Source organism: Novosphingobium tardum, assembly GCF_042652045.1.
Taxonomy (GTDB): domain Bacteria; phylum Pseudomonadota; class Alphaproteobacteria; order Sphingomonadales; family Sphingomonadaceae; genus Novosphingobium; species Novosphingobium tardum.
This window is the reverse complement of the sequence record NZ_JBHSDR010000003.1, coordinates 1094068-1112198: the sequence shown is the minus strand read 5'-3', so window position 1 is coordinate 1112198 and position 18131 is coordinate 1094068. Positions and strand designations below refer to the sequence as shown.

The 18131-nt window shown below is 66.1% G+C and carries 18 protein-coding genes; 7 read left to right on the top strand and 11 right to left on the bottom strand.

What is annotated here, in order from left to right; translation table 11 throughout:
- The first annotated feature begins 2 nt into the window (after window positions 1-2).
- Genes ACFO0A_RS05565 through ACFO0A_RS05555 form a run of 3 tightly spaced genes read left to right on the top strand, consistent with a single transcriptional unit; the run spans window position 3 to window position 1575 of the window.
- Complete coding sequence (locus ACFO0A_RS05565; RefSeq protein WP_379537973.1) at window positions 3-665, top strand: HAD-IA family hydrolase; 663 nt, start codon at window positions 3-5, stop codon at window positions 663-665.
- Window positions 662-877: a hypothetical protein gene (locus tag ACFO0A_RS05560; protein WP_379537972.1), complete on the top strand. Its 216-nt coding sequence runs from the start codon at window positions 662-664 to the stop codon at window positions 875-877. Before ACFO0A_RS05565 ends, ACFO0A_RS05560 begins: the two co-directional genes overlap by 4 nt.
- Entirely contained in the window at window positions 874-1575 is a 702-nt protein-coding gene (locus ACFO0A_RS05555) for an ATP12 family chaperone protein (RefSeq protein WP_379537971.1), read from the top strand. Before ACFO0A_RS05560 ends, ACFO0A_RS05555 begins: the two co-directional genes overlap by 4 nt.
- A gap of 9 nt (window positions 1576-1584) precedes the next feature.
- Here ACFO0A_RS05555 and ACFO0A_RS05550 read toward each other — a convergent pair whose 3' ends face one another.
- From ACFO0A_RS05550 to ACFO0A_RS05535, 4 genes are read right to left on the bottom strand one after another with little or no spacing between them, the layout of a single operon-like run.
- Window positions 1585-2166 carry an ABC-type transport auxiliary lipoprotein family protein gene (locus tag ACFO0A_RS05550; protein ID WP_379537970.1) on the bottom strand — a complete coding sequence of 194 codons (582 nt, stop codon included), beginning with the start codon at window positions 2164-2166 and terminating at the stop codon, window positions 1585-1587.
- A 29-nt stretch (window positions 2167-2195) separates the two neighbouring features.
- The gene (locus ACFO0A_RS05545) at window positions 2196-3134 is read right to left on the bottom strand and encodes an MlaD family protein (RefSeq protein ID WP_379537969.1); all 939 of its coding nucleotides are present in this window, start codon (window positions 3132-3134) and stop codon (window positions 2196-2198) included.
- 23 nt (window positions 3135-3157) lie between these two features.
- Window positions 3158-4132: an ABC transporter ATP-binding protein gene (locus ACFO0A_RS05540; protein WP_379537968.1), complete on the bottom strand. Its 975-nt coding sequence runs from the start codon at window positions 4130-4132 to the stop codon at window positions 3158-3160.
- Window positions 4129-5241 carry an MlaE family ABC transporter permease gene (locus ACFO0A_RS05535; protein ID WP_379537967.1) on the bottom strand — a complete coding sequence of 371 codons (1113 nt, stop codon included), beginning with the start codon at window positions 5239-5241 and terminating at the stop codon, window positions 4129-4131. Before ACFO0A_RS05535 ends, ACFO0A_RS05540 begins: the two co-directional genes overlap by 4 nt.
- 124 nt (window positions 5242-5365) lie before the next feature.
- Between ACFO0A_RS05535 and ACFO0A_RS05530 the strand changes: the two genes are divergently transcribed.
- Genes ACFO0A_RS05530 through ACFO0A_RS05520 form a run of 3 tightly spaced genes read left to right on the top strand, consistent with a single transcriptional unit; the run spans window position 5366 to window position 10238 of the window.
- Window positions 5366-8035, top strand: a complete 2670-nt coding sequence (locus ACFO0A_RS05530; protein WP_379537966.1) for a valine--tRNA ligase — start codon at window positions 5366-5368, stop codon at window positions 8033-8035.
- Complete coding sequence (locus ACFO0A_RS05525) at window positions 8032-8778, top strand: 7-carboxy-7-deazaguanine synthase QueE (RefSeq protein WP_379537965.1); 747 nt, start codon at window positions 8032-8034, stop codon at window positions 8776-8778. Before ACFO0A_RS05530 ends, ACFO0A_RS05525 begins: the two co-directional genes overlap by 4 nt.
- Window positions 8775-10238 carry an MATE family efflux transporter gene (locus tag ACFO0A_RS05520; protein WP_379537964.1) on the top strand — a complete coding sequence of 488 codons (1464 nt, stop codon included), beginning with the start codon at window positions 8775-8777 and terminating at the stop codon, window positions 10236-10238. The genes ACFO0A_RS05525 and ACFO0A_RS05520 overlap by 4 nt, the downstream gene beginning before the upstream one ends.
- 18 nt (window positions 10239-10256) lie before the next feature.
- Here the strand turns inward: ACFO0A_RS05520 and ACFO0A_RS05515 are convergent, their stop codons facing one another.
- From ACFO0A_RS05515 to ACFO0A_RS05490, 6 genes are all read right to left on the bottom strand, one after another.
- On the bottom strand, window positions 10257-11954 hold the full coding sequence (locus tag ACFO0A_RS05515; protein ID WP_379537963.1) for an ATP-binding protein: 1698 nt from the start codon (window positions 11952-11954) through the stop codon (window positions 10257-10259).
- A 92-nt stretch (window positions 11955-12046) separates the two neighbouring features.
- Window positions 12047-12814, bottom strand: a complete 768-nt coding sequence (locus ACFO0A_RS05510) for a TIGR02186 family protein (RefSeq protein ID WP_379537962.1) — start codon at window positions 12812-12814, stop codon at window positions 12047-12049.
- The gene (locus ACFO0A_RS05505; protein WP_379537961.1) at window positions 12811-13725 is read right to left on the bottom strand and encodes a sulfite exporter TauE/SafE family protein; all 915 of its coding nucleotides are present in this window, start codon (window positions 13723-13725) and stop codon (window positions 12811-12813) included. The genes ACFO0A_RS05510 and ACFO0A_RS05505 overlap by 4 nt, the downstream gene beginning before the upstream one ends.
- A gap of 58 nt (window positions 13726-13783) precedes the next feature.
- A complete protein-coding gene (locus tag ACFO0A_RS05500; RefSeq protein WP_379537960.1) occupies window positions 13784-14875 on the bottom strand; it encodes a hypothetical protein in 1092 nt (363 codons plus the stop codon).
- Entirely contained in the window at window positions 14872-15693 is an 822-nt protein-coding gene (locus ACFO0A_RS05495; protein WP_379537959.1) for a glycosyltransferase family 2 protein, read from the bottom strand. Before ACFO0A_RS05495 ends, ACFO0A_RS05500 begins: the two co-directional genes overlap by 4 nt.
- A complete protein-coding gene (locus ACFO0A_RS05490) occupies window positions 15600-16367 on the bottom strand; it encodes a glycosyltransferase (RefSeq protein ID WP_379537958.1) in 768 nt (255 codons plus the stop codon). The genes ACFO0A_RS05495 and ACFO0A_RS05490 overlap by 94 nt, the downstream gene beginning before the upstream one ends.
- Window positions 16368-16492: 125 nt before the next feature.
- On the opposite strand from ACFO0A_RS05490, the gene nhaA reads away from it, so the two are divergent.
- Entirely contained in the window at window positions 16493-17692 is a 1200-nt protein-coding gene (gene nhaA, locus ACFO0A_RS05485) for a Na+/H+ antiporter NhaA (protein WP_379537957.1), read from the top strand.
- Window position 17693: 1 nt separating this feature from the next.
- On the opposite strand, the gene ACFO0A_RS05480 is transcribed toward nhaA, so the two are convergent.
- On the bottom strand, window positions 17694-18113 hold the full coding sequence (locus tag ACFO0A_RS05480) for a VOC family protein (RefSeq protein WP_379537956.1): 420 nt from the start codon (window positions 18111-18113) through the stop codon (window positions 17694-17696).
- Window positions 18114-18131: the final 18 nt, after the last annotated feature.

Genomic DNA, 18131 nt, shown 5'->3' with positions numbered 1-18131 from the left:
ACATGTCCCGTCGGCTCGCCATCTTCGATTGCGACGGAACCCTGGTCGATGGCCAGGCTAACATCTGCGTGGCGATGGAAACCGCCTTTGCGCAGGGCGGGCGCATCGCCCCCGGCCGCGCGCAGATTCGCCGCGCCGTGGGACTGTCGCTCGACCGCGCCATGCACCACCTTCTGCCCGAGGCGGATGCCGCCGAACACGCCGTGCTCGCCGAGCACTACCGCGAAGCATACCAGGCGCTGCGCAGCGCGGGCGCGATCCACGAGCCGCTGTTTGAAGGGATCGCCGCGCTGATCGAGGATCTCGCCCGGGAAGGCTGGCTGTTGGGCGTGGCCACCGGCAAGTCGGACCGGGGGCTGGCGCACTGTCTTGCGGTTCACGGCATCGCCGACCGCTTCGTCACTCTCCAGACCGCCGACCGACACCCGTCAAAGCCTCATCCCGCCATGATCGAGGCTGCGCTTGACGAGGCAGGCGTCGCCAACTCTGACGCGACGATGATCGGCGACACCAGTTTCGACATGACCATGGCGCGCAGCGCCGGGGTGCGCGCGCTGGGCGTTTCTTGGGGCTATCACGAGCCAGCCGAGCTTACGGAGGCGGGCGCCAGCGCCGTGGCCGACACCGCCGCTGAGCTGGGCGCACTGCTCAGGGGTGCGCGATGAGCGAGCGCGACCCGGCTGCAGCACGCTTTGCGGTGATCCAGGCCGCGCGCCTTGCCAGCGTGGCACTCGTCCTCGTCGGCATACTGATAAACGTGGGTCGGCTCGCGATCCTTCCGCCGGCCGCCGGGATCATTCTGATCGTGGCGGGTTTGGCCGGGACTTTTGTCGCTCCGCTGCTGCTTGCCCGCCGCTGGCGGACGCCGCCACAGTGAAGCGCTTCTACAAGGACGTGACCGTTTCCGCGCAGGGCGACGGCTGGCAAGTCGAGCTTGACGGGCGCCCGATACGGACTGCCGGGCGCAAGCCGCAGGTCGTACCGACAATTGCCCTTGCCGACGCACTGGCTGCGGAATGGCGCGCGCAGGGGGAGACGATCCAACTCGCCGCTTTCGTCTTTCGGGACCTTGCCGACAGCGCCATCGACATCGTTGGCGGCGATCGCGAGGGATCGATCGCCGATTGCCTGCGCTACGCCGAGAGCGATACCTTGTGTTACCGGGCCGAGCCCGACGAGCCCCTGGCGATCCGCCAACGCGCGCTGTGGGACCCATTGCTGGAAGAGGTCGAGACGCGCCACCACGTGCGTTTCGAGCGCGTGGTCGGCATCCTCCACCGCCCCCAGCCCGCCACGACGCTTGCAGCGATGCGCGCGGCCGTGACTGCCCTCGACGACTTCGCGCTGGCGAGCCTGCGAGTGACCGCCAACCTGTCGGCCTCGCTGGTCATCGGGCTGGCGGCGCTTGCGCCCGATGCCGACGCGGAGCACCTGTGGTCCGCGGCGAACCTGGAAGAGGACTTCCAGGCCGAGAAGTGGGGCACCGACGCCGAGGCACAGGCGCACCGCGCTGCGCGCTTCACACTGTTCGAAAACGCAATCCGCTTTGCCCGGCTTTCCCGCCCGGGCGCCTAGCCAGCCCCGTCAGCCGACCCAGTCGGCAACCTGACGCGCAACGTCGTTGGCCGCCTGGTTGAGGGCAGGACCTATCGACTCCGGCTTGGCCGTCACGCCGGGAACGATGCTTTCGAAGCGGCGCGTGGAAATCTCGCCGCCGATGGCGGTGCGCACTGCGTCGAACCGCACCACCGCGGACGAAGTCCGGGCATCGAAGCCCATGTCCAGCAACCGACCTTCCAGCTTGGTGCTGTTGCCGGTGCCGGGATCGGTATCGAGCACAAGGCGCGATCCACGTGCGCGGATCGTCTCGGTCACCAGACGCTGAAGCAGGCGTGCAGGACGTTCGACCCAGGCCGCGTTCTTGATGTAGGCGACGTTGGCGTCGTCGATCTGGACCGGCACGCGGACTACGTCGAGGCGCTGTTCGGCCTGAGGCTCGAGCACCACGATCGCACTGCTGAGTGTCCCGCTCGCCCCGCTGCCGGCCTGCGCCGGGCTGGTCGCGGTAAGGTTGAACAGGGTCGGCGGCGGCTTCGATCCGAAACTGATGCAGCCGGACAGCAGCAGCACCGCCGCAAGCGGGGCAAGTGCCCGGGTGGTCGTCATCGCTCGGCCCTTTCCAATGGTCATCCGCGTCACTTCTTGTAGTCCGGCAGCTTGGCGCCGCCGACGAGACTGCCAGCACCCTGGTCGTTGATCTTGTCGGTCACATCCCGCAGCGAATTCGTCGTCGCGCGCAAGTCGCGCAGCGCCGCCTCGGCCGCTGGCAGCGTCTTTTCCGACAGCTGGCGGGCGGCGGGACGCGCATCGCCCAACGTGCCCTGCAGTTCGGTTGCCGCGGCCTGTGCCGATTTCAGAGTGGTGCGAAGCTGCTCTGCCAGGCTGGCGCCTTCCTTGTTGATCATCTGATCGGTCGATCCGGCGAGCTTTTCGAAGCTGGCGAGCGTGTAGTTGGCCTGGCGCAATGTGCTCTGCAGTTCGGCCAGCGTCCGGTCGATCTTCGGCGCGCTGTCGGCAAGGCTGCCCGACATCCGTTCGCTGTTGGCAAGGATGCCCTCGATCGAGGCCTGGTTCTTGTCGGAAAGCAACAAGGTGAGCCGCTCGGTAAGAGTGGCGAGGCGTTCAAGAAGCAGCGGAGCGTTGCTCAGCAGTTCGCCCAGACCGCCGCGGCGGGTGGGAATCACGGGCACGCCTTCCGGCCCGATCTCGGTGATCGGCGGGGCGCCGCGCACCGCGCCGTCGAGCTGAACGGTCGAAACGCCGGTAAAGCTGCCCTGCATGCTGGCAGTGGTACCCTGAAGGATGGGTATCTTGTCGTCGATGCGCAGGCGAACCCGGACGAATTCGGGGTCCTTCTCCCACAGCTCGATCTCTTTCACCTGACCCGCGGGAACGCCTGAGAAGGCAACCTCGGACCCCTTGGCCAAACCATCGACCGACTGCTTGAAGAACACGTCGTATTCGTTCTGGTCGCCCTTGTTGAGCTTGGCGAGCCAGATGAAGCCGGCGGCCAGTGCCGCCAGCAGGATCAGCGTCACCGCTCCGACCCAGAGATGATTTGCCCGCGTTTCCATCGTATTGCCTTCTTGCCCCCGCCCTATGCCTTTGCCGCCGGCGGACTGTCCACGCTATTCGCGCCGTCGTCGGGGCCTTCATGGGCTGCGTTGTCTGCTGACTTTGTGGCGGCGGCGCGGCGCTCCGCCGCTTCTTGCGCGAGCGCTGAAGTGCCGCCGCGCGCTTCCAGCCGGTCGCGCGTATCGCGCGCCGCCCGACCGCGCGGGCCGTTGAAGTATTCCTGTATCCACGGATGCCCGGTTTCCAGCAGCTCGGGGATCGTGCCCACCGCAATTACCTTTCGGTCGGCGATCACCGCCACCCGGTCACAGATTTCGTAAAGCGTGTCGAGGTCGTGGGTGATCAGAAACACCGTCAGGTCGAGCGTCGCCTGAAGTTCGACGATCAACTCGTCGAAAGCCGCGGCACCGATAGGATCGAGGCCCGCCGTCGGCTCGTCGAGGAACAGGAGTTCGGGATCGAGCGCCAGGGCGCGGGCGATACCGGCGCGCTTGCGCATCCCGCCTGACAGTTCGGACGGGTATTTGCTGGTCGTGGATTCGGGCAGGCCTGATAGCACCACCTTGTAGCGCGCGATCTCGTGGCGCAGTTCGTGCCGGATTTCGGGGAAGAATTCCTTCAGCGGAACCTCGACGTTCTCGCCCACGGTCAGGGTCGAGAAAAGCGCGCCGCCCTGAAAGAGGACGCCCCAGCGCGAGCGGATGTCGATGTCGTCATCGTCTTGCGCGCCGGTGATCGACCGGCCGAGGACCTCGATCTCCCCTTCGTCCGGGATCTGCAGTCCGATGATCGAGCGCATCAGTACGGACTTGCCCGTGCCCGATCCGCCGACGACGCCGAGAATCTCGCCCTTGCGCACCTCGAGGTCGAGCCCTTCGTGAACCACTTGTTCGCCGAAGCTGTTGCGCAATCCGTGAATGCGTATCGGATATTCGCCGGTAAAAGGCTCGACGTCGATGTCGAGCGCCTCGTCGGGCAAGACATTGCTTTCGCTCATGCCCAGCCGACCTTGGTGAAGAACACTGCGAAGAACGCGTCGAGCACGATCACCATGAAGATCGCCTGGACCACCGCCGCAGTCGTCCTCAGGCCCACCTCCTCGGCGTTACCCTTGACCTGCATGCCCTGGTAGCAGCCGGCCAGTCCGATGATGAGCCCGAACACGGGTGCCTTGGTCAAACCCACGAAGAGGTCGTGCAGCGGCACGACTTCCTGGATGCGCGAAAGGAACGTGAAGAATGGAATGCCAAGGGTCAGCGTAGACAGCACCGCGCCGCCGATGATCGCCAGGACGCCCGAATAGAAACCGAGCAGCGGCATCATGAACACGACCGCGATCACCCGCGGAAGGACCAGCGCCTCTACCGGCGAGACGCCGATGGTGCGCATTGCGTCGACTTCCTCGGTCAGCTTCATCGTGCCGATCTGCGCGGCGAAGGCAGAGCCGGACCGACCCGCAACCATGATTGCGGTCATCAGCACGCCGAGTTCGCGCAGTGCAAGCCGGCCTGTCAGGTTGATGGTGTAGATCTCCGCGCCGAACTGGCGGAGCTGCACGGCGCCCTGCTGGGCGATGACGATGCCGATCAGGAAGCTCATCAAGCCGATGATCCCGAGGCTGGACACCCCGACAAGCTCGAACTGATGAATGACCGCCTTGAAGCGGAAGCGGCGCGGATGACGGATAACGGTGCCGGTCGAGACAAGCATTGCGCCGAGAAAGCCGATCATCGCAAGAATGCCATGGCCCCAGCCAGTGACCAGGGTGCCGACGGCTTCCGGCACGCGTTCGAGCAATGCATCCCGGTCCGGGCGGATGGGGGCGGTGCCTTCGACGTGGCTTACCGCATCGATCAGCCGCTGGGTGCCCTCGGTGGCGTTGACGATCTCGGCATTGTTGTCGCGCGCGACGCGCCAGGCCGTCCATGCGCCGACGGTGTCGATGCAGTCGATCCCGCCCAAATCGACTTTCGTGACCTTTTCGTCGAGCCGGCGCAGACGCCCGTCAAGAACGCCAAGGCCCGACACGACGAGAGGCCCGCTGAAGGCGAGTGTCACCCCGCCATCGCTGCCCGGTGTGGTCGTGAAATCGGCAAGAGCCCGCATCGTCTCGCCTCATGCGGTAAAAAGCCAGCGCCGACAAGTGTATCGCGTGCGACCATCCGAAGGCCTCACAAGCGCCTTCCAGCATGCTTGCCTGCGCGTGCCGGCACTGGCAAAGCGCGGGCCGATGAGCGACAGCGAAACCACGGCGGCCGGCGGCGAACTGGCCAAGACGATCGATCCTGCGGCGATCGAGGCGCGCTGGTACGCGCACTGGGAAGACGCCGGCCTGTTCCGCCCGGCGCGGCCCAATGCGGTGCCCTTCACCATCGTCAATCCGCCGCCGAACGTCACCGGCTCGCTCCATATCGGACACGCGCTCGACAACACGTTGCAGGACGTGGTGATCCGCTACGAGCGGCTTCGCGGCAAGGACGCGCTGTGGGTCGTGGGCACGGATCACGCCGGCATCGCGACCCAGATGGTGGTCGAGCGCGAGATGGCGCTGCGCCAGGACAAGCGCACCAACTACACCCGCGAGCAGTTCATCGAGAAGGTTTGGGATTGGAAGGCCGAAAGCGGCGGCGCGATCACGCGCCAGTTGCGCCGGCTTGGCTGCTCGATGGACTGGAGCCGCGAACAGTTCACGATGGACCCGCACTTTTCCGCGGCGGTCATCAAGGTCTTTGTCGATCTCTATAACGAGGGGCTGATCTACCGCGACAAGCGGCTGGTGAACTGGGACCCCAAGCTCAAGACCGCGATCAGCGACCTTGAGGTGGAAACGCGCGAGATAAACGGCCAGTTCTGGCACCTGACCTACCCGCTGGCGGATGGAAGCGGCAGCGTGTCGGTCGCCACCACCCGGCCCGAGACGATGCTCGCCGACATGGCGGTGGCGGTGAACCCCACGGACGAACGCTACGCCGCGCTCGTTGCGCGCGGAGCCAAAGTGCGCCTGCCGATCACAGGGCGCGAAATTCCGATCATCCATGACGAGCACGCCGATCCCGAGCTGGGGTCGGGAGCGGTCAAGATCACCCCGGGGCACGACTTCAACGACTTCGAGGTCGGCCGCCGCGCCGGCATCGCCGCCGGCGACATGCTCAACATGCTCGATTCCGAGGCAAGGGTCGTGCAGACCGCCGACGGGCTGGTTCCCGCCGAACTCGTCGGGCTCGACCGGTTCGAGGCGCGCAAGCGGGTTGTCGCGATGCTCGAGGCGGAAGGCCTGCTCGAACGGGTCGAGGACCGCGTGATCCAGACGCCTTACGGCGACCGCGGCGGCGAGGTGATCGAGCCGTGGCTGACCGACCAATGGTATGTGGCGGCCGAGAAGCTGGTCGCCGCGCCGCTCGCCGCAGTGCGCGACGGACGGATCGAGATTGTCCCCAAGAGCTGGGAAAAGACCTTCTTCAACTGGCTGGAGAACATCCAGCCGTGGTGCATCAGCCGCCAGCTGTGGTGGGGTCACCGCATCCCAGCGTGGTATGCCGAGGACGGCAGAATCTTCGTTGCCGAGACTGAGACAGAGGCGACGAAGCAGGCGGGCCCGGGAGTGGCGTTGACCCGTGACGAGGATGTGCTCGACACCTGGTTCTCGTCCGCGCTGTGGCCGTTTGCCACGCTCGGCTGGCCCGAGCAGACTGAACTGCTCAAGCGCCATTATCCTAACGACCTCCTGATTTCCGGCTTCGACATCCTGTTCTTCTGGGATGCGCGGATGGCGATGCAGGGGATGCACCTGTTGAACGAGGTGCCGTGGAAGCGGCTTTATCTTCATGGGCTGGTTCGCGCTGCGGACGGACAAAAGATGTCCAAGTCCAAGGGCAACGTGGTCGATCCGCTGGGCCTGATCGACCAGTACGGGGCAGACGCGCTGCGCTTCTTCATGGCCGCGATGGAGAGCCAGGGCCGCGACATCAAGATCGACGAGAAGCGGGTCGAGGGTTACCGCAACTTCGCGACGAAGCTGTGGAACGCGGCACGGTTCTGCCAGGCGAACGGCATCGGGGCGAGCGCCGGCGTGGCCGCGCCGACTGCAGAGCTGGCGGTCAACAAGTGGATCGTCGGCGAAGTAGTCGAAACGGTTGCCGCGCTCGACAAGGCGATGGCCGATCTGCGCTTCGATGCGGCGGCCAACACGATCTATCACTTCGTCTGGGATCAGTTCTGCGACTGGTATCTCGAACTGATCAAAGGGCAGATCGATACCGAGACGAGGGACGTCGCCGGCTGGGTCCTCGACCAGATCCTCGTGATGCTCCACCCGTTCATGCCCTTCGTGACCGAAGAACTGTGGCACAAGCTTGCCGATCCTGCTCACCCCAGGCCTTACGAACTCATCGTGGCGAAATGGCCCGAGCCACAGGCTGCGGTGGACGCGGAAGCCCGCACCGAGGTCGACTGGCTGATCGCGCTTACCCGCGAACTGCGCGGCGCGAAGGCCGAGCTTGGCATTTCGCCCGGCGCCCGGCTCGACGCCTATCTCGCGACGCCGAGCGAGGCAGGTCGCCGGATCATCGCCGGCAATGGCGCGGCGATCGAGCGCGTTGCCCGCGTCTCGGCGATCCGGTTCGAAAGCGCGCCGGCCGGCGCGGCGATGCAGGTTGGCGTCGGCGCCGATACGCTCGTCATCCCGCTGGAGGGCGTGATCGACATCGCTGCTGAAAAGGATCGCCTCGCCAAGGCGCTGGCGGCGTCCGAGAAAGAGCGCGACAGCCTGGATAAGCGCCTGGCCAATCCCGCGTTCGTGGAGAAGGCCAAGCCCGAGGCGGTCGAGAAGGCGCGCACCGACCACGCGGCCCATGCCGCGGAAGCAGAGCGGCTGGCCTCGGCACTGGCGCGATTGGGGTGAGCCTGGCGCTCGCCACGGTCCGCGCCGGGGAGCCCGAGATCTTCACCTCGCTCCAGGGCGAGGGGCCGTCGGCAGGACGTCCGTCGATCTTCGTTCGGCTGTCGCGGTGCAACCTAGCCTGCGAGTGGTGCGACACGGCCTATACTTGGCGATTTTCCGGCGATAACCGCCCGCATCGCGACGGAGTCGCATTCGATCGCGCGGCGAACCAGGTCGTGCTCGACGAAGCCGCCGTGGCCGCGCTGATCCTGGACATGCCCGGCGACCGCCTCGTCGTCACCGGCGGCGAGCCACTCCTGCAGGGCACGGCCCTGGCGCGATTGCTCGACCTGCTGCATGCGCATCGTCCTGCGCTTCATGTCGAAGTCGAGACGAACGGTACGGTCGCGCCTCACCCTTCGCTTCGCCCGCTCGTCGACCAGTTCAACATCAGCCCCAAGCTGGCGCACAGCGGCAATCCGGCATCGCTGGCCTTGCTTCCCGAGCGGCTTGCCGACTTCGCCGCCGACGCGTGCTCGTTCTTCAAGTTCGTGATTGCCGAACCTGCCGACTTCGACGAAGTCCTGCGCCTTCAGGCCGAATACGCGATCCCCGGAGAGCGGCTTTTCGTCATGCCCGAGGGAACCTCGAGCGAGGTTGTGCGGTTGCGTTCGGTATGGCTGGCGGACCTTGCGTGCCGCCACGGCCTGCGGTTCAGTGACCGGCTTCACATCCACCTCTACGGGGACACTCGCGGGACATGACCGAGCAACCCGCACCCGCCGCCTCGGGACGACCGGGCCGCGATCTCACCAGCGGGCCGATCATGCAGACGCTCCTCGTGTTTGCTTTGCCGACCCTTGCGTCGAACGTGCTTCAGTCGCTCAATGGCTCGGTCAATTCGGTTTGGGTGGGGCGATTGATCGGCGAGGCCGCGCTGGCCGCGACCGCCAACGCCAACATCATCATGTTTCTGGTCTTCGCCGCGGTCTTCGGCTTCGGCATGGCCGCCACGATCAAGGTCGGACAGGCCTTCGGCGCGCGTGAGATCGACGCCGCGCGGCGCACATTCGGCACGGCGGTGGGCTTTTGCGTGGGACTTGCGATCATCGTTGCGGTCGCGGGGTGGATCGGCGCGCCGGCGCTGCTCGACATCCTGAGCACGCCGGGAGATTCGCGCGGCCTGGCGCTCACCTATCTGCGGGTCATTTTCCTCGCCATGCCCGCTTCGATGCTGGCGGTGATGCTTTCGATGGGCCTCCGCGGCTCAGGCGACGCCAACACTCCGCTAAAGTTCATGGCGCTGACGGTGGTTCTCGACGTCGTGCTCAACCCCCTCCTGATCCGGGGCGCGGGACCGCTGCCCGCGCTGGGGATCGCCGGCTCGGCGTTATCGACCGCGATCGCCACTTACGTCGGGCTTATCGCGAACATCGCCTTCATCTACTGGCGTGACCTGCCGCTTAGGCTGCGCGGGGCGGAACTGGGCTATCTCGTGCCCGACCGGGCGGAGCTGAAATACATTCTCGGCAAGGGCCTGCCGATGGGCGCGCAGATGCTTATCATCTCTGGCGCGGGGATCGTCATGGTAGGGATCGTCAACCGCGAAGGGCTGCTAACCGCGGCCGCCTATAGCGCGACCCTGCAGTTGTGGACCTATCTGCAGATGCCCGCGATGGCGATAGGCGCGGCGGTAAGCGCAATGGCCGCCCAGTCGATTGGCGCGGGACTGCCCGAGCGGCTCGACCGGATCACGCGATCCGGCGTTATCGCCAACGTGGCTATGACCGGGGTCCTGACCGCCATCCTCCTGATTTTCGACCGCGCGGTCCTAGTGCTGTTCCTGGGACCGGACAGCCCCGCAGTGCCGCTGGCGCGCCATATCCAGTTCCTGGCGAGCTGGAGCTTCATCCCCTTTGGCGCCACCATCGTACTGTTCGGCACGATGCGCGCGGGCGGTGTGGTCTATGCTCCGCTCATCATCCTTGCCATCGCGATGTATCCCGTACGCCTGGGCGTGATCGCGCTGGCGATGCCGCATATCGGCGCGGACGCGATCTGGCTGTCGTTTCCCGTGGGTTCGCTGGTTACCACCGCGCTTGCCTACTATGCCTATCGCCGGCCCGGCTGGCGCAAGGCGGGGCGGATCGTCGGTCCGCTCGAGGCGGCAGAGGAATGCCAGGCTTCGGGCGAGGCAGCCGGCAGGATGCAACCCGCGCTTTAGGGCGCCCTGGTGGGGACTTTAACGCCCCTGTGCGCGCCAGCGTGACACGGCGCGTTGCACGCTTTCCTCTTCGCCGCCGGTATTGCACCAAAGCTCGGAAATCGAAGGGTCGGCCGACGCCGGGCGGCGGATTTCCTCGAGGTCGTCGAACGCAACGCGGATCGGAATCGACACGCCCTCACCGCAGATGATGCACTCACGATTACGCAGCGCCGGGATCGAATCGAGAAAGCCGCGTGCGCCTTCGGGCATCGCCGCCTTCACGAATGCCTGGTCGCGGTCGTTGTTGAGACGCATCGAGATGATCGTGCCGCACTGCGACAGGACGCCTTCGGCAAGGTCGGACGGGCGCTGGGTGATTAGCCCCAGCGAGATGCCGTATTTGCGCCCTTCCTTGGCGATACGGCTGAGGATGCGCCCGACGGACGAACCGTCGGAGTTCTTCTCGTTGGGGACGTAACGGTGCGCCTCCTCGCAGACGAGAAGGATCGGCCTGGTGATGTCGTCGCGCGACCATATGGCATAATCGAAGACCAGCCGGCTGAGCACCGCGACCACGGTCGAGGTAATGTCCGACGGCACGCCCGACACGTCGATGATCGAGATCGGCTTGCCGTTGGAGGGCAGGCGAAAGACCTTTCCGAGAAAGTCGGCCATCGTGTCGCCGACCAGCATGCCCGAGAACATGAACTGGTAGCGGGGATCGGCCTTGATCTCGTCGATCTTGCCTTTGACCCGCATGAAGGGAGCGGACGAGCTCGCCTTGTCGAGCTTGCCCATCTCGTTCTGGATCGCGGTGGTGAGGTCGGACAGCAGATAGGGGATCGGGGAATCGACCGTAATCTTGCCCATCCCCTCGGCCAGCCGGTTCTTGCTGCGCGCCTGGAGGAGGCACTTGGCAAGGATGTCGCTGTCCTCCTGCCGGTCGGCTCCGCTCGAGGTGACGAAGACCTCGCAGTGCTCCTCGAAGTTCATCAGCCAGTACGGCATCGCAAGGTTCGATACGTCGAACAGCATGCCCGTGTGCTTGAACGCCGCCGAGTATTCGCCGTGCGGGTCGATCATCACGATGTGGCCTTCGGGCGCCTTCTCGCAAATCCGGTGAAGGATCAGCGCGGCGCTGGTCGACTTGCCGGTTCCGGTCGAGCCCAGGAGAGCGAAATGCTTGCCCAGCATCGCGTCGATATAGAGTCCGGCGCGGATGTCCTTGGTGGGGAACACGGTGCCGATCTGAATGCTGGATCGCCCGTCACTGGCGTAGATCTGGCGAAGATCCTGGCTGGTCGCGGGATAAATGAGCGCACCCGGAATCGGATAGCGGGTCACGCCGCGACGGAAGCCGAAGATGCGCCCGGTCAGCCGCTCCTCGTCCCCTTCCCCAAGGAAGTCGATGCCGGCGACGATGCCGCCCGGCATCGTGCTGTCCTGGCGCTGGGTGCGCACGCTGGCGAGCAGCCACGAATTGCCGACGCGAATCTTGATCTGGCTGCCGACTTGGCCAGCCAGGGCAATCGACGGATCGGTGTCGGCAGCGCATTCTTCGAGCCGGCCCAGGTCAAGGGCGATGCTGGAACTGGAGCCCGCGATCTCGAGCACCATGCCGATCGGTTCGCGCGCGTTGTCGACGCTGGAGCGCGCGCCCGGGGCGGCGCCGGCGACGTCGACCGGATCGGCCGCCGCGGTTGCACCGAAGTTCTGCACGCTCATATCCGACATAGTGCCGCCCTGATCCCCGTCTTCCGTATCTTGCAGTGGTTTAGGCGGGGACGGTTAAGATCGGGTAACGTTACGGGCCCAGCACCCGCGCTTCAGACCAGCGCGAACAGTCGCCCTGCGACCCAGCCCATCGCCACCGAGACGAAGACCGCGAACAGTCCATAAAGCAGCGAGCTGCGCTGCGCGGCCAGGGCCACGAAGCGCTCGAACCCCTGCTTTCGCACTTCGATGGTGTTTGACGCGGCCGCCACGACCTTGCCGTTGCTGATGGCAAAGGTTTCGGCGGTGTATGTGCCGGTCTGTACGGTCGAAGGCAGTTCGATCCGCGCCTGATACAGTACGCCGTCGCTGATCTTCACCGCGTCGCCGCTCTCGGCATAAAGGGACTGCCGCTTCATCAGGTCGACCAGCCCGGCAGCAAAGCGCGTCTGCTCCTGCGGGTCGATCGCACCGATGGGAGAAAGCTGCAGGTAGGGAAGGCCCAGCTCGTAGATCGCGGCGGTCTTGTCGTCCACGATCTGGTTGATCGGACGCGATGAGGCGACCGCGAAGTACGAAGGCGCCGAACGGAAGGCGGTATTGTCGGCATTGATCCAGATGCCTGCGACTTTCTGCTTTTCGCGCAGGACGATCGACTGGACCGGCCCCTTGAGCACGACGACGATGTCGTAGCCGCGCGCCGCGCGGGTGCCGTCCGGGTTCAGGATCGCGCCGAACAGTAGCAGGCTGGCCCCCGTAAAGCCTTGCCGCACCTGGATTTCGTGTTGGGAGATTTCGGGCACCAGGATCGGGTCGCGCGCCCCGCCCAGCACCAGCAGCAGGATCAGCGCCACCAGCGCGCGGCAGCCCCGGCCCGTCACAGCGCGCTCACCGTGAAGATTTCGCTCGGTCGGAAACCGAGCCCCAGCGCCATGCGCAGCGCGACGCCGAGGACGACGACCGCCAGGATCAGTCGCAGCAGCTCAGGCCGTGCCTTCTGGGCGAATTGCGAACCGACCTGAGCCCCCGTGACCGATCCGATCAGGAGCAGGATCGCCAGGACGATGTCGACTGCCTTCGTGGTCAGCGCGTGCATCATCGTCGTGACCATCGTGACGAACAGGATCTGGAACAGCGATGTGCCGACGACGACGTTTGCGCTCATCCCGAGAATGTAGAGCATCGCGGGCACGAGCACGAAGCCGCCGCCCACCCCCATCAACATCGTCATCATCCCGGTGACGAAGCCGAGGATCAGCGGCGCGAGCGGTGAAATGTAGAGGCCCGAACGATAGAACCGCCAGCGCAGGGGGAGGTTGGCGACCATCGGGTGGTGCCGCCGTTTGCGCGGCCGCAGCGGTTTGCCGGTCCGCGCCGCGTGGAGCGTCATTGCAGCCTCGCGCGCCATCAGTCCGCCGATCGCGCCCAGCATCGTGACGTAGAGGATATTGATCACGGTATCGATCTGGCCAAGGTTCTGGAGCAATTTGAACAGCACCGCGCCCACGCCCGTGCCGAGCACACCGCCCAGCACCATCACCCCGCCCATCTGGTAATCCACCCCGCCGCGGCGCGTATGCGCGAACACCCCGGAAACCGAGGCTCCGGTGACCTGGCTGGCCGACGATGCGGCAGCGACGGTCGGCGGGATGCCATAGAAGATCAGCAACGGCGTGGTCAGGAACCCACCGCCCACACCGAACATGCCCGAAAGCAGCCCGGTAAGGGCGCCCAGCCCGACGATGACGAGCCCGTTCACCGAAAGATTGGCAATGGGAAGGTAGACGTCCATCCTCTTGCCGGCCTAGCGCAGCCCGGCGGCGAAGGGAACGCGGGCCGAGCCGGTCGTACTAGAAACCTGCCGAAAAGGTGAGCGCCGGGCCCGATGCCGGTGCGGCATGCCCGGCAATCCGAAACCGCCAGTCGAGAGCGAGCCGGCCGCGAACCGCGCCCGTCGCGACCCGCAGGTCGAGCCTTGGCCCAATGTCGAGGCGCGCCGCACCTTTCTGCCCCCCGCTCCATAGCCCCGCGCCTGCGTGCACGCCGGTCGCCTCGTCCTGACCCGCAAGGAGCCGGGTCGCGCCGAGTTGGGCATCGAAAAACGGTGTCGCGCCGTGCCGCCTTCCAAGAGCCGGACCGGAATAGCCCACCGCACCGTAGCCTTCAGCCACGATGCCGAGCGGAAGCCGCGCCGGCGGCAGCTCGGTTACGGCGAGAGCCGCGGGCCGAACCCGCGTGGGGCCGCCGCCGCGCTGAACCCGCGCCTCGCCCAGCAGCCGGACTGGGATGTGCACAAGCGGGCGAAGCGACAAGCCAAGCGCCGCTTCGCTCTCGCCGCTCATTCCCAGTGCGCGCGACAGACGGACGTAGGCTTGAGGAAGGCTAGGGCTGGCTGGCGCAAGATCGTAGCGCAGGACCGCGCCTGCCTGGCTCCCGCCATATCCGGGCACGAATCCCGATCCCCCGATCCCCCCTGCCTGCCTGCCCCCGCGCAGCAGCAGCCAACCGTCTGCCGACCAGCGCCGGGATTTGCGATCGGTGTTAAGCGACGCCTGACGGCCATCCCAAGGATCGTCAGTTCGAAACGCAATTGGTGCGCGGGCGGTCGCAACGACGCTGCCACGCTCCTCTGAGAGCGGCTGAGCGGTGCTGAGAATGGGTGGCCGACCTGAAGACTGCGGAGTGGCGCTTGCGATCGGCAGCGGCGCAGGCCTGGCCAATCCGGACGGCAGCACAAGGAGTTGCTGGCGTGCCAGGTTCGGCGGAATGTATCGAGGCGGGCGGCGCGCTTCGCTGGGCCGGGCGCTCGCCGAGGCGCGGGGAAACGGCGAGTGCCAGAGAACCGCGCGGCCCACGACCCAGCCGACCATGATCAGCGCGAGGACAGCGAGCGGCTGTCCGCGCCGGCGTGCGGCGCGCGGAACTGGCGTCGCTGCGATCACGTCCGCGCGGACGCGGTACGATGGGCGGGATGATGCTCGTGCGTCGTCTTTTCCCAGTGCACGGCAGCCCCCAGCAGGCTGCGCAGGTAGGCGCTGATGGCACGGCGGCCTGCCATGATCGCGATTATGTTAGCGACCGGAATCCGCGCCAGGGCGCGAAGCCCTTCAACCGGGCCGTAGGCCCGCGCGGTAAACGCAAAACGGAACGCCGCTCGCCACAGGAAGCCGGCAAAGTTCGTCCAGAGCAAGGCCTTGAGCGCGACGGGCAGTGGCCGCGGATGGTAGAGCCCAAACCACTTGGCCACGAGTCCGAGCCCCCACAGAAGTACGAGGGCATAAGCAGCGAACAGGACAATCGCGGTCAGCGGCCCGCGTCGGTCGCGCATACGCATCCAGCGCTCCACCGGCCGGCCGCGCCAGCCCAGCCGGTCCCAGCCCTGAAAGGCGATACCGTGCATCCAGCGCGTCTTCTGACGAACGGCCACGCCGAGGTCCGATGGAAAGAGCTCGCGCGTCGCGACGAGATCGCCGTTGGTGCAGCGCGCCCGCACGAAGCGACTGCGGCCGCCGAGTTCCCCGATCAGCAGACCCAGTTCATAGTCCTCTGTCAGGCATTCGGCGGCGAACGGCCCTGTCTCGCCATGGCTTCGGCGGACGGCCTCGATCCGGCCCAGCGCGGCGCGGGTGAAGCCGCAGCCTACGCCGGCGGCGGGAATCCCCGCGCCTAACGCATCGCGAACAACCAATGCCTTCCCATGCGCTTCGGCGAATTCGTCGCCATAGTGCCCTGCGATCCACCGCGAGCTCGACTGCGGCACGGGGAGCACGGAAGCTGCACGAAATCCGCGGTAACGAGGTGGCGGTCCATCAGGGCCAGAGCCGCGGGATGGACCATGTCTTCAGCATCGTGAAGGATCACGCTGCGGGCCGCCTCGCCCCCTCGCTCCTCGTCAGCGCAAAGCGCGGTGTAGAGGCGGTTGAGGCAATCGGCCTTCGTCGTGGGACCCAGGGCTTCATGGACCACTATGCGAACGCGGGGATCGTCGCCCGCACCTTCGATCGCCGCCGACAGGGTTCCGGGATCGTTGCAGTAACAGCCCACGTAAATGCGCAAGGCCTTCTGGGGCCAGCTCGTCCGGCAATGCTCGATCATGGCGCCGATCACTGCCGCTTCACGCCAGGTCGGTACCAGCACAGCGGCGGGACCTGTCAGTTCGGCACTGTCATCCCCCACCAGGACCTCGGCCCGACCGCGACCGCGCAAGCGCAGGCCAAGCCAGGTCAAGTCGACGACGACCTCGTCCAGCGCACCCAGGACGAACCAGGCCGCCGCGAACAGAAGCAGTTCGCGTTGGACAAGCTCCAGCCATTGGAAGAGCGAGTAACCCCACAGCACGACCAAGCCGGCAGTTCCCCCAGACCGGCCCGTGCTGCGCGCCGCGCGGTCGGGGCCTGTCCCCTTCCGCTTGCCCCGGCGGCGCATTGTGGCCATTGCGACTCGGCCAGACTATCGCCTTGACCCTGCGCATGCAACGCGCGTTACATTCTTTGACTGCCTCGACTCATGAGCCTTATCCGTTATTTTTCAAGCGGGCGGAACGCTGCCCTCGACATCCGGTGAGCCGGCGGCGACGCCTTGCCCTGTCGCCACGGCTGCGCGCGCTGGCACATAGCGAAGCCGCGCCCGGCGTCCTCTTGATGGCGGTTACCCTTGTCGCGCTGGGCCTCGCAAATTCGGCGTTGGCGCACGATTACCATGCGCTGTTCCATGATCCGCTGGCCATCGTCCCGATTGCCCGCCTCAACACCGTCCATGCCTTGATAAACGACGGGTTGATGGCGGTGTTCTTTTTCGTCGTCGGCCTCGAGATCAAGCGCGAGATCGTGACGGGCGCCTTGGCCGACGCTGCGGCGCGACGGCTTCCGGTGGTGGCGGCAGCGGCGGGTATGGCCGTCCCGGCGGCTGTCTATCTGCTAATTACCCGCGCGCATCCGGAACTCCACCGGGGGTGGGCGATACCAGCCGCGACGGACATCGCCTTCGCGATGGGCGTGCTGGCCCTGCTGGGCAAGCGCATCCCGCCGTCGATACGGTTGTTCCTGCTGACCGTCGCGATCGTCGACGATCTGGGCGCGGTGTTGATCATCGCGCTTGCCTATACCGCGCGGATCGACGGGACCTGGCTTATCGCATCGCTCGTCATCCTGGTTGCGATGATCGGCCTTGCCCGGATGAGAGTGGAGCGCGCGCTTCCCTATGTGATTCTCGCGACGCTGCTGTGGTATGCCGTGCTTAATTCGGGCGTTCACGCCACGATCGCCGGAGTGGCTGCGGCCCTCACCATCCCAGTGCGCGTGGGGCGCAAGAGCGGCGATTCGCTGCTGCTGCGGATGGAGCACGCACTGGTTCCGTGGAACGGATTCCTGATCGTTCCCCTGTTTGCGCTGGCAAACGCCGGGGTTTCACTCGCCGGCACGGGGGTGGGCGCCTTTGCCGATCCGCTGCCGCTGGCCATCGCGCTGGGCCTTGTCGTAGGCAAGCAGGCCGGAATCTTCGGCACGCTGATCGTGGCCGAGCGTCTGGGCGAAAGCGGAAAACTGGCGGGAGCAAGCTGGCAGCAACTGTGGGGCATGGCGCTGCTGTGCGGAATCGGCTTCACCATGAGCCTGTTCATCGGCGCGCTGGCCTTTCCCAGCCACCCGCAACTTGTCGAAGAGGCCAAGCTCGGCGTTCTGGCCGGGTCGCTGCTGTCGGCGCTGGCCGGCTTCGCGGTACTGCGCAGCGCGCGGCCTGTGACGACCGCGGCCGCCAGCTAGTTCACCAGACGCCGGTATTGGGCATGCTGGCCCAGGGTTCCTGCGGCGGCAGATTTCCGTCCTGGAGCAGTTCGACCGAAATTCCGTCGGGACTGCGCACGAATGCCATGTGTCCGTCGCGGGGCGGTCGATTGATGGTGACGCCGTTGTCCATTAGCCGCTGGCACGTCGCGTAGATATCGTCGACGCGGTAGGCGAGGTGACCGAAATTGCGGCCGCCGGTATATTCCTCCGGATCCCAGTTGTGCGTCAGTTCGACCTCCGCGACCCCCTCTTCGCCTGGCGCCGCGAGGAAGATCAGCGTGAAGCGACCGGCCTCGCTATCGAAGCGGCGCACTTCCTCCAGCCCGATCAGCTTGAAGAACGCGATGGTCGCGTCCGGGTCGGTAACCCGGATCATGGTATGAAGGAATTTGGTCACCCGGCGCTCCGCCCGACC

Coding starts and splice junctions, on each gene's coding strand:
- ACFO0A_RS05550 (WP_379537970.1), bottom strand. CDS start 2,166: ATGACGACCACCCGGGCACTTGCCCCGCTTGCGGCGGTGCTGCTGCTG.
- ACFO0A_RS05540 (WP_379537968.1), bottom strand. CDS start 4,132: ATGAGCGAAAGCAATGTCTTGCCCGACGAGGCGCTCGACATCGACGTC.
- ACFO0A_RS05560 (WP_379537972.1), top strand. CDS start 662: ATGAGCGAGCGCGACCCGGCTGCAGCACGCTTTGCGGTGATCCAGGCC.
- ACFO0A_RS05515 (WP_379537963.1), bottom strand. CDS start 11,954: ATGTCGGATATGAGCGTGCAGAACTTCGGTGCAACCGCGGCGGCCGAT.
- ACFO0A_RS05505 (WP_379537961.1), bottom strand. CDS start 13,725: ATGGACGTCTACCTTCCCATTGCCAATCTTTCGGTGAACGGGCTCGTC.
- ACFO0A_RS05565 (WP_379537973.1), top strand. CDS start 3: ATGTCCCGTCGGCTCGCCATCTTCGATTGCGACGGAACCCTGGTCGAT.
- ACFO0A_RS05490 (WP_379537958.1), bottom strand. CDS start 16,367: ATGGCCACAATGCGCCGCCGGGGCAAGCGGAAGGGGACAGGCCCCGAC.
- ACFO0A_RS05530 (WP_379537966.1), top strand. CDS start 5,366: ATGAGCGACAGCGAAACCACGGCGGCCGGCGGCGAACTGGCCAAGACG.
- ACFO0A_RS05545 (WP_379537969.1), bottom strand. CDS start 3,134: ATGGAAACGCGGGCAAATCATCTCTGGGTCGGAGCGGTGACGCTGATC.
- ACFO0A_RS05535 (WP_379537967.1), bottom strand. CDS start 5,241: ATGCGGGCTCTTGCCGATTTCACGACCACACCGGGCAGCGATGGCGGG.
- ACFO0A_RS05520 (WP_379537964.1), top strand. CDS start 8,775: ATGACCGAGCAACCCGCACCCGCCGCCTCGGGACGACCGGGCCGCGAT.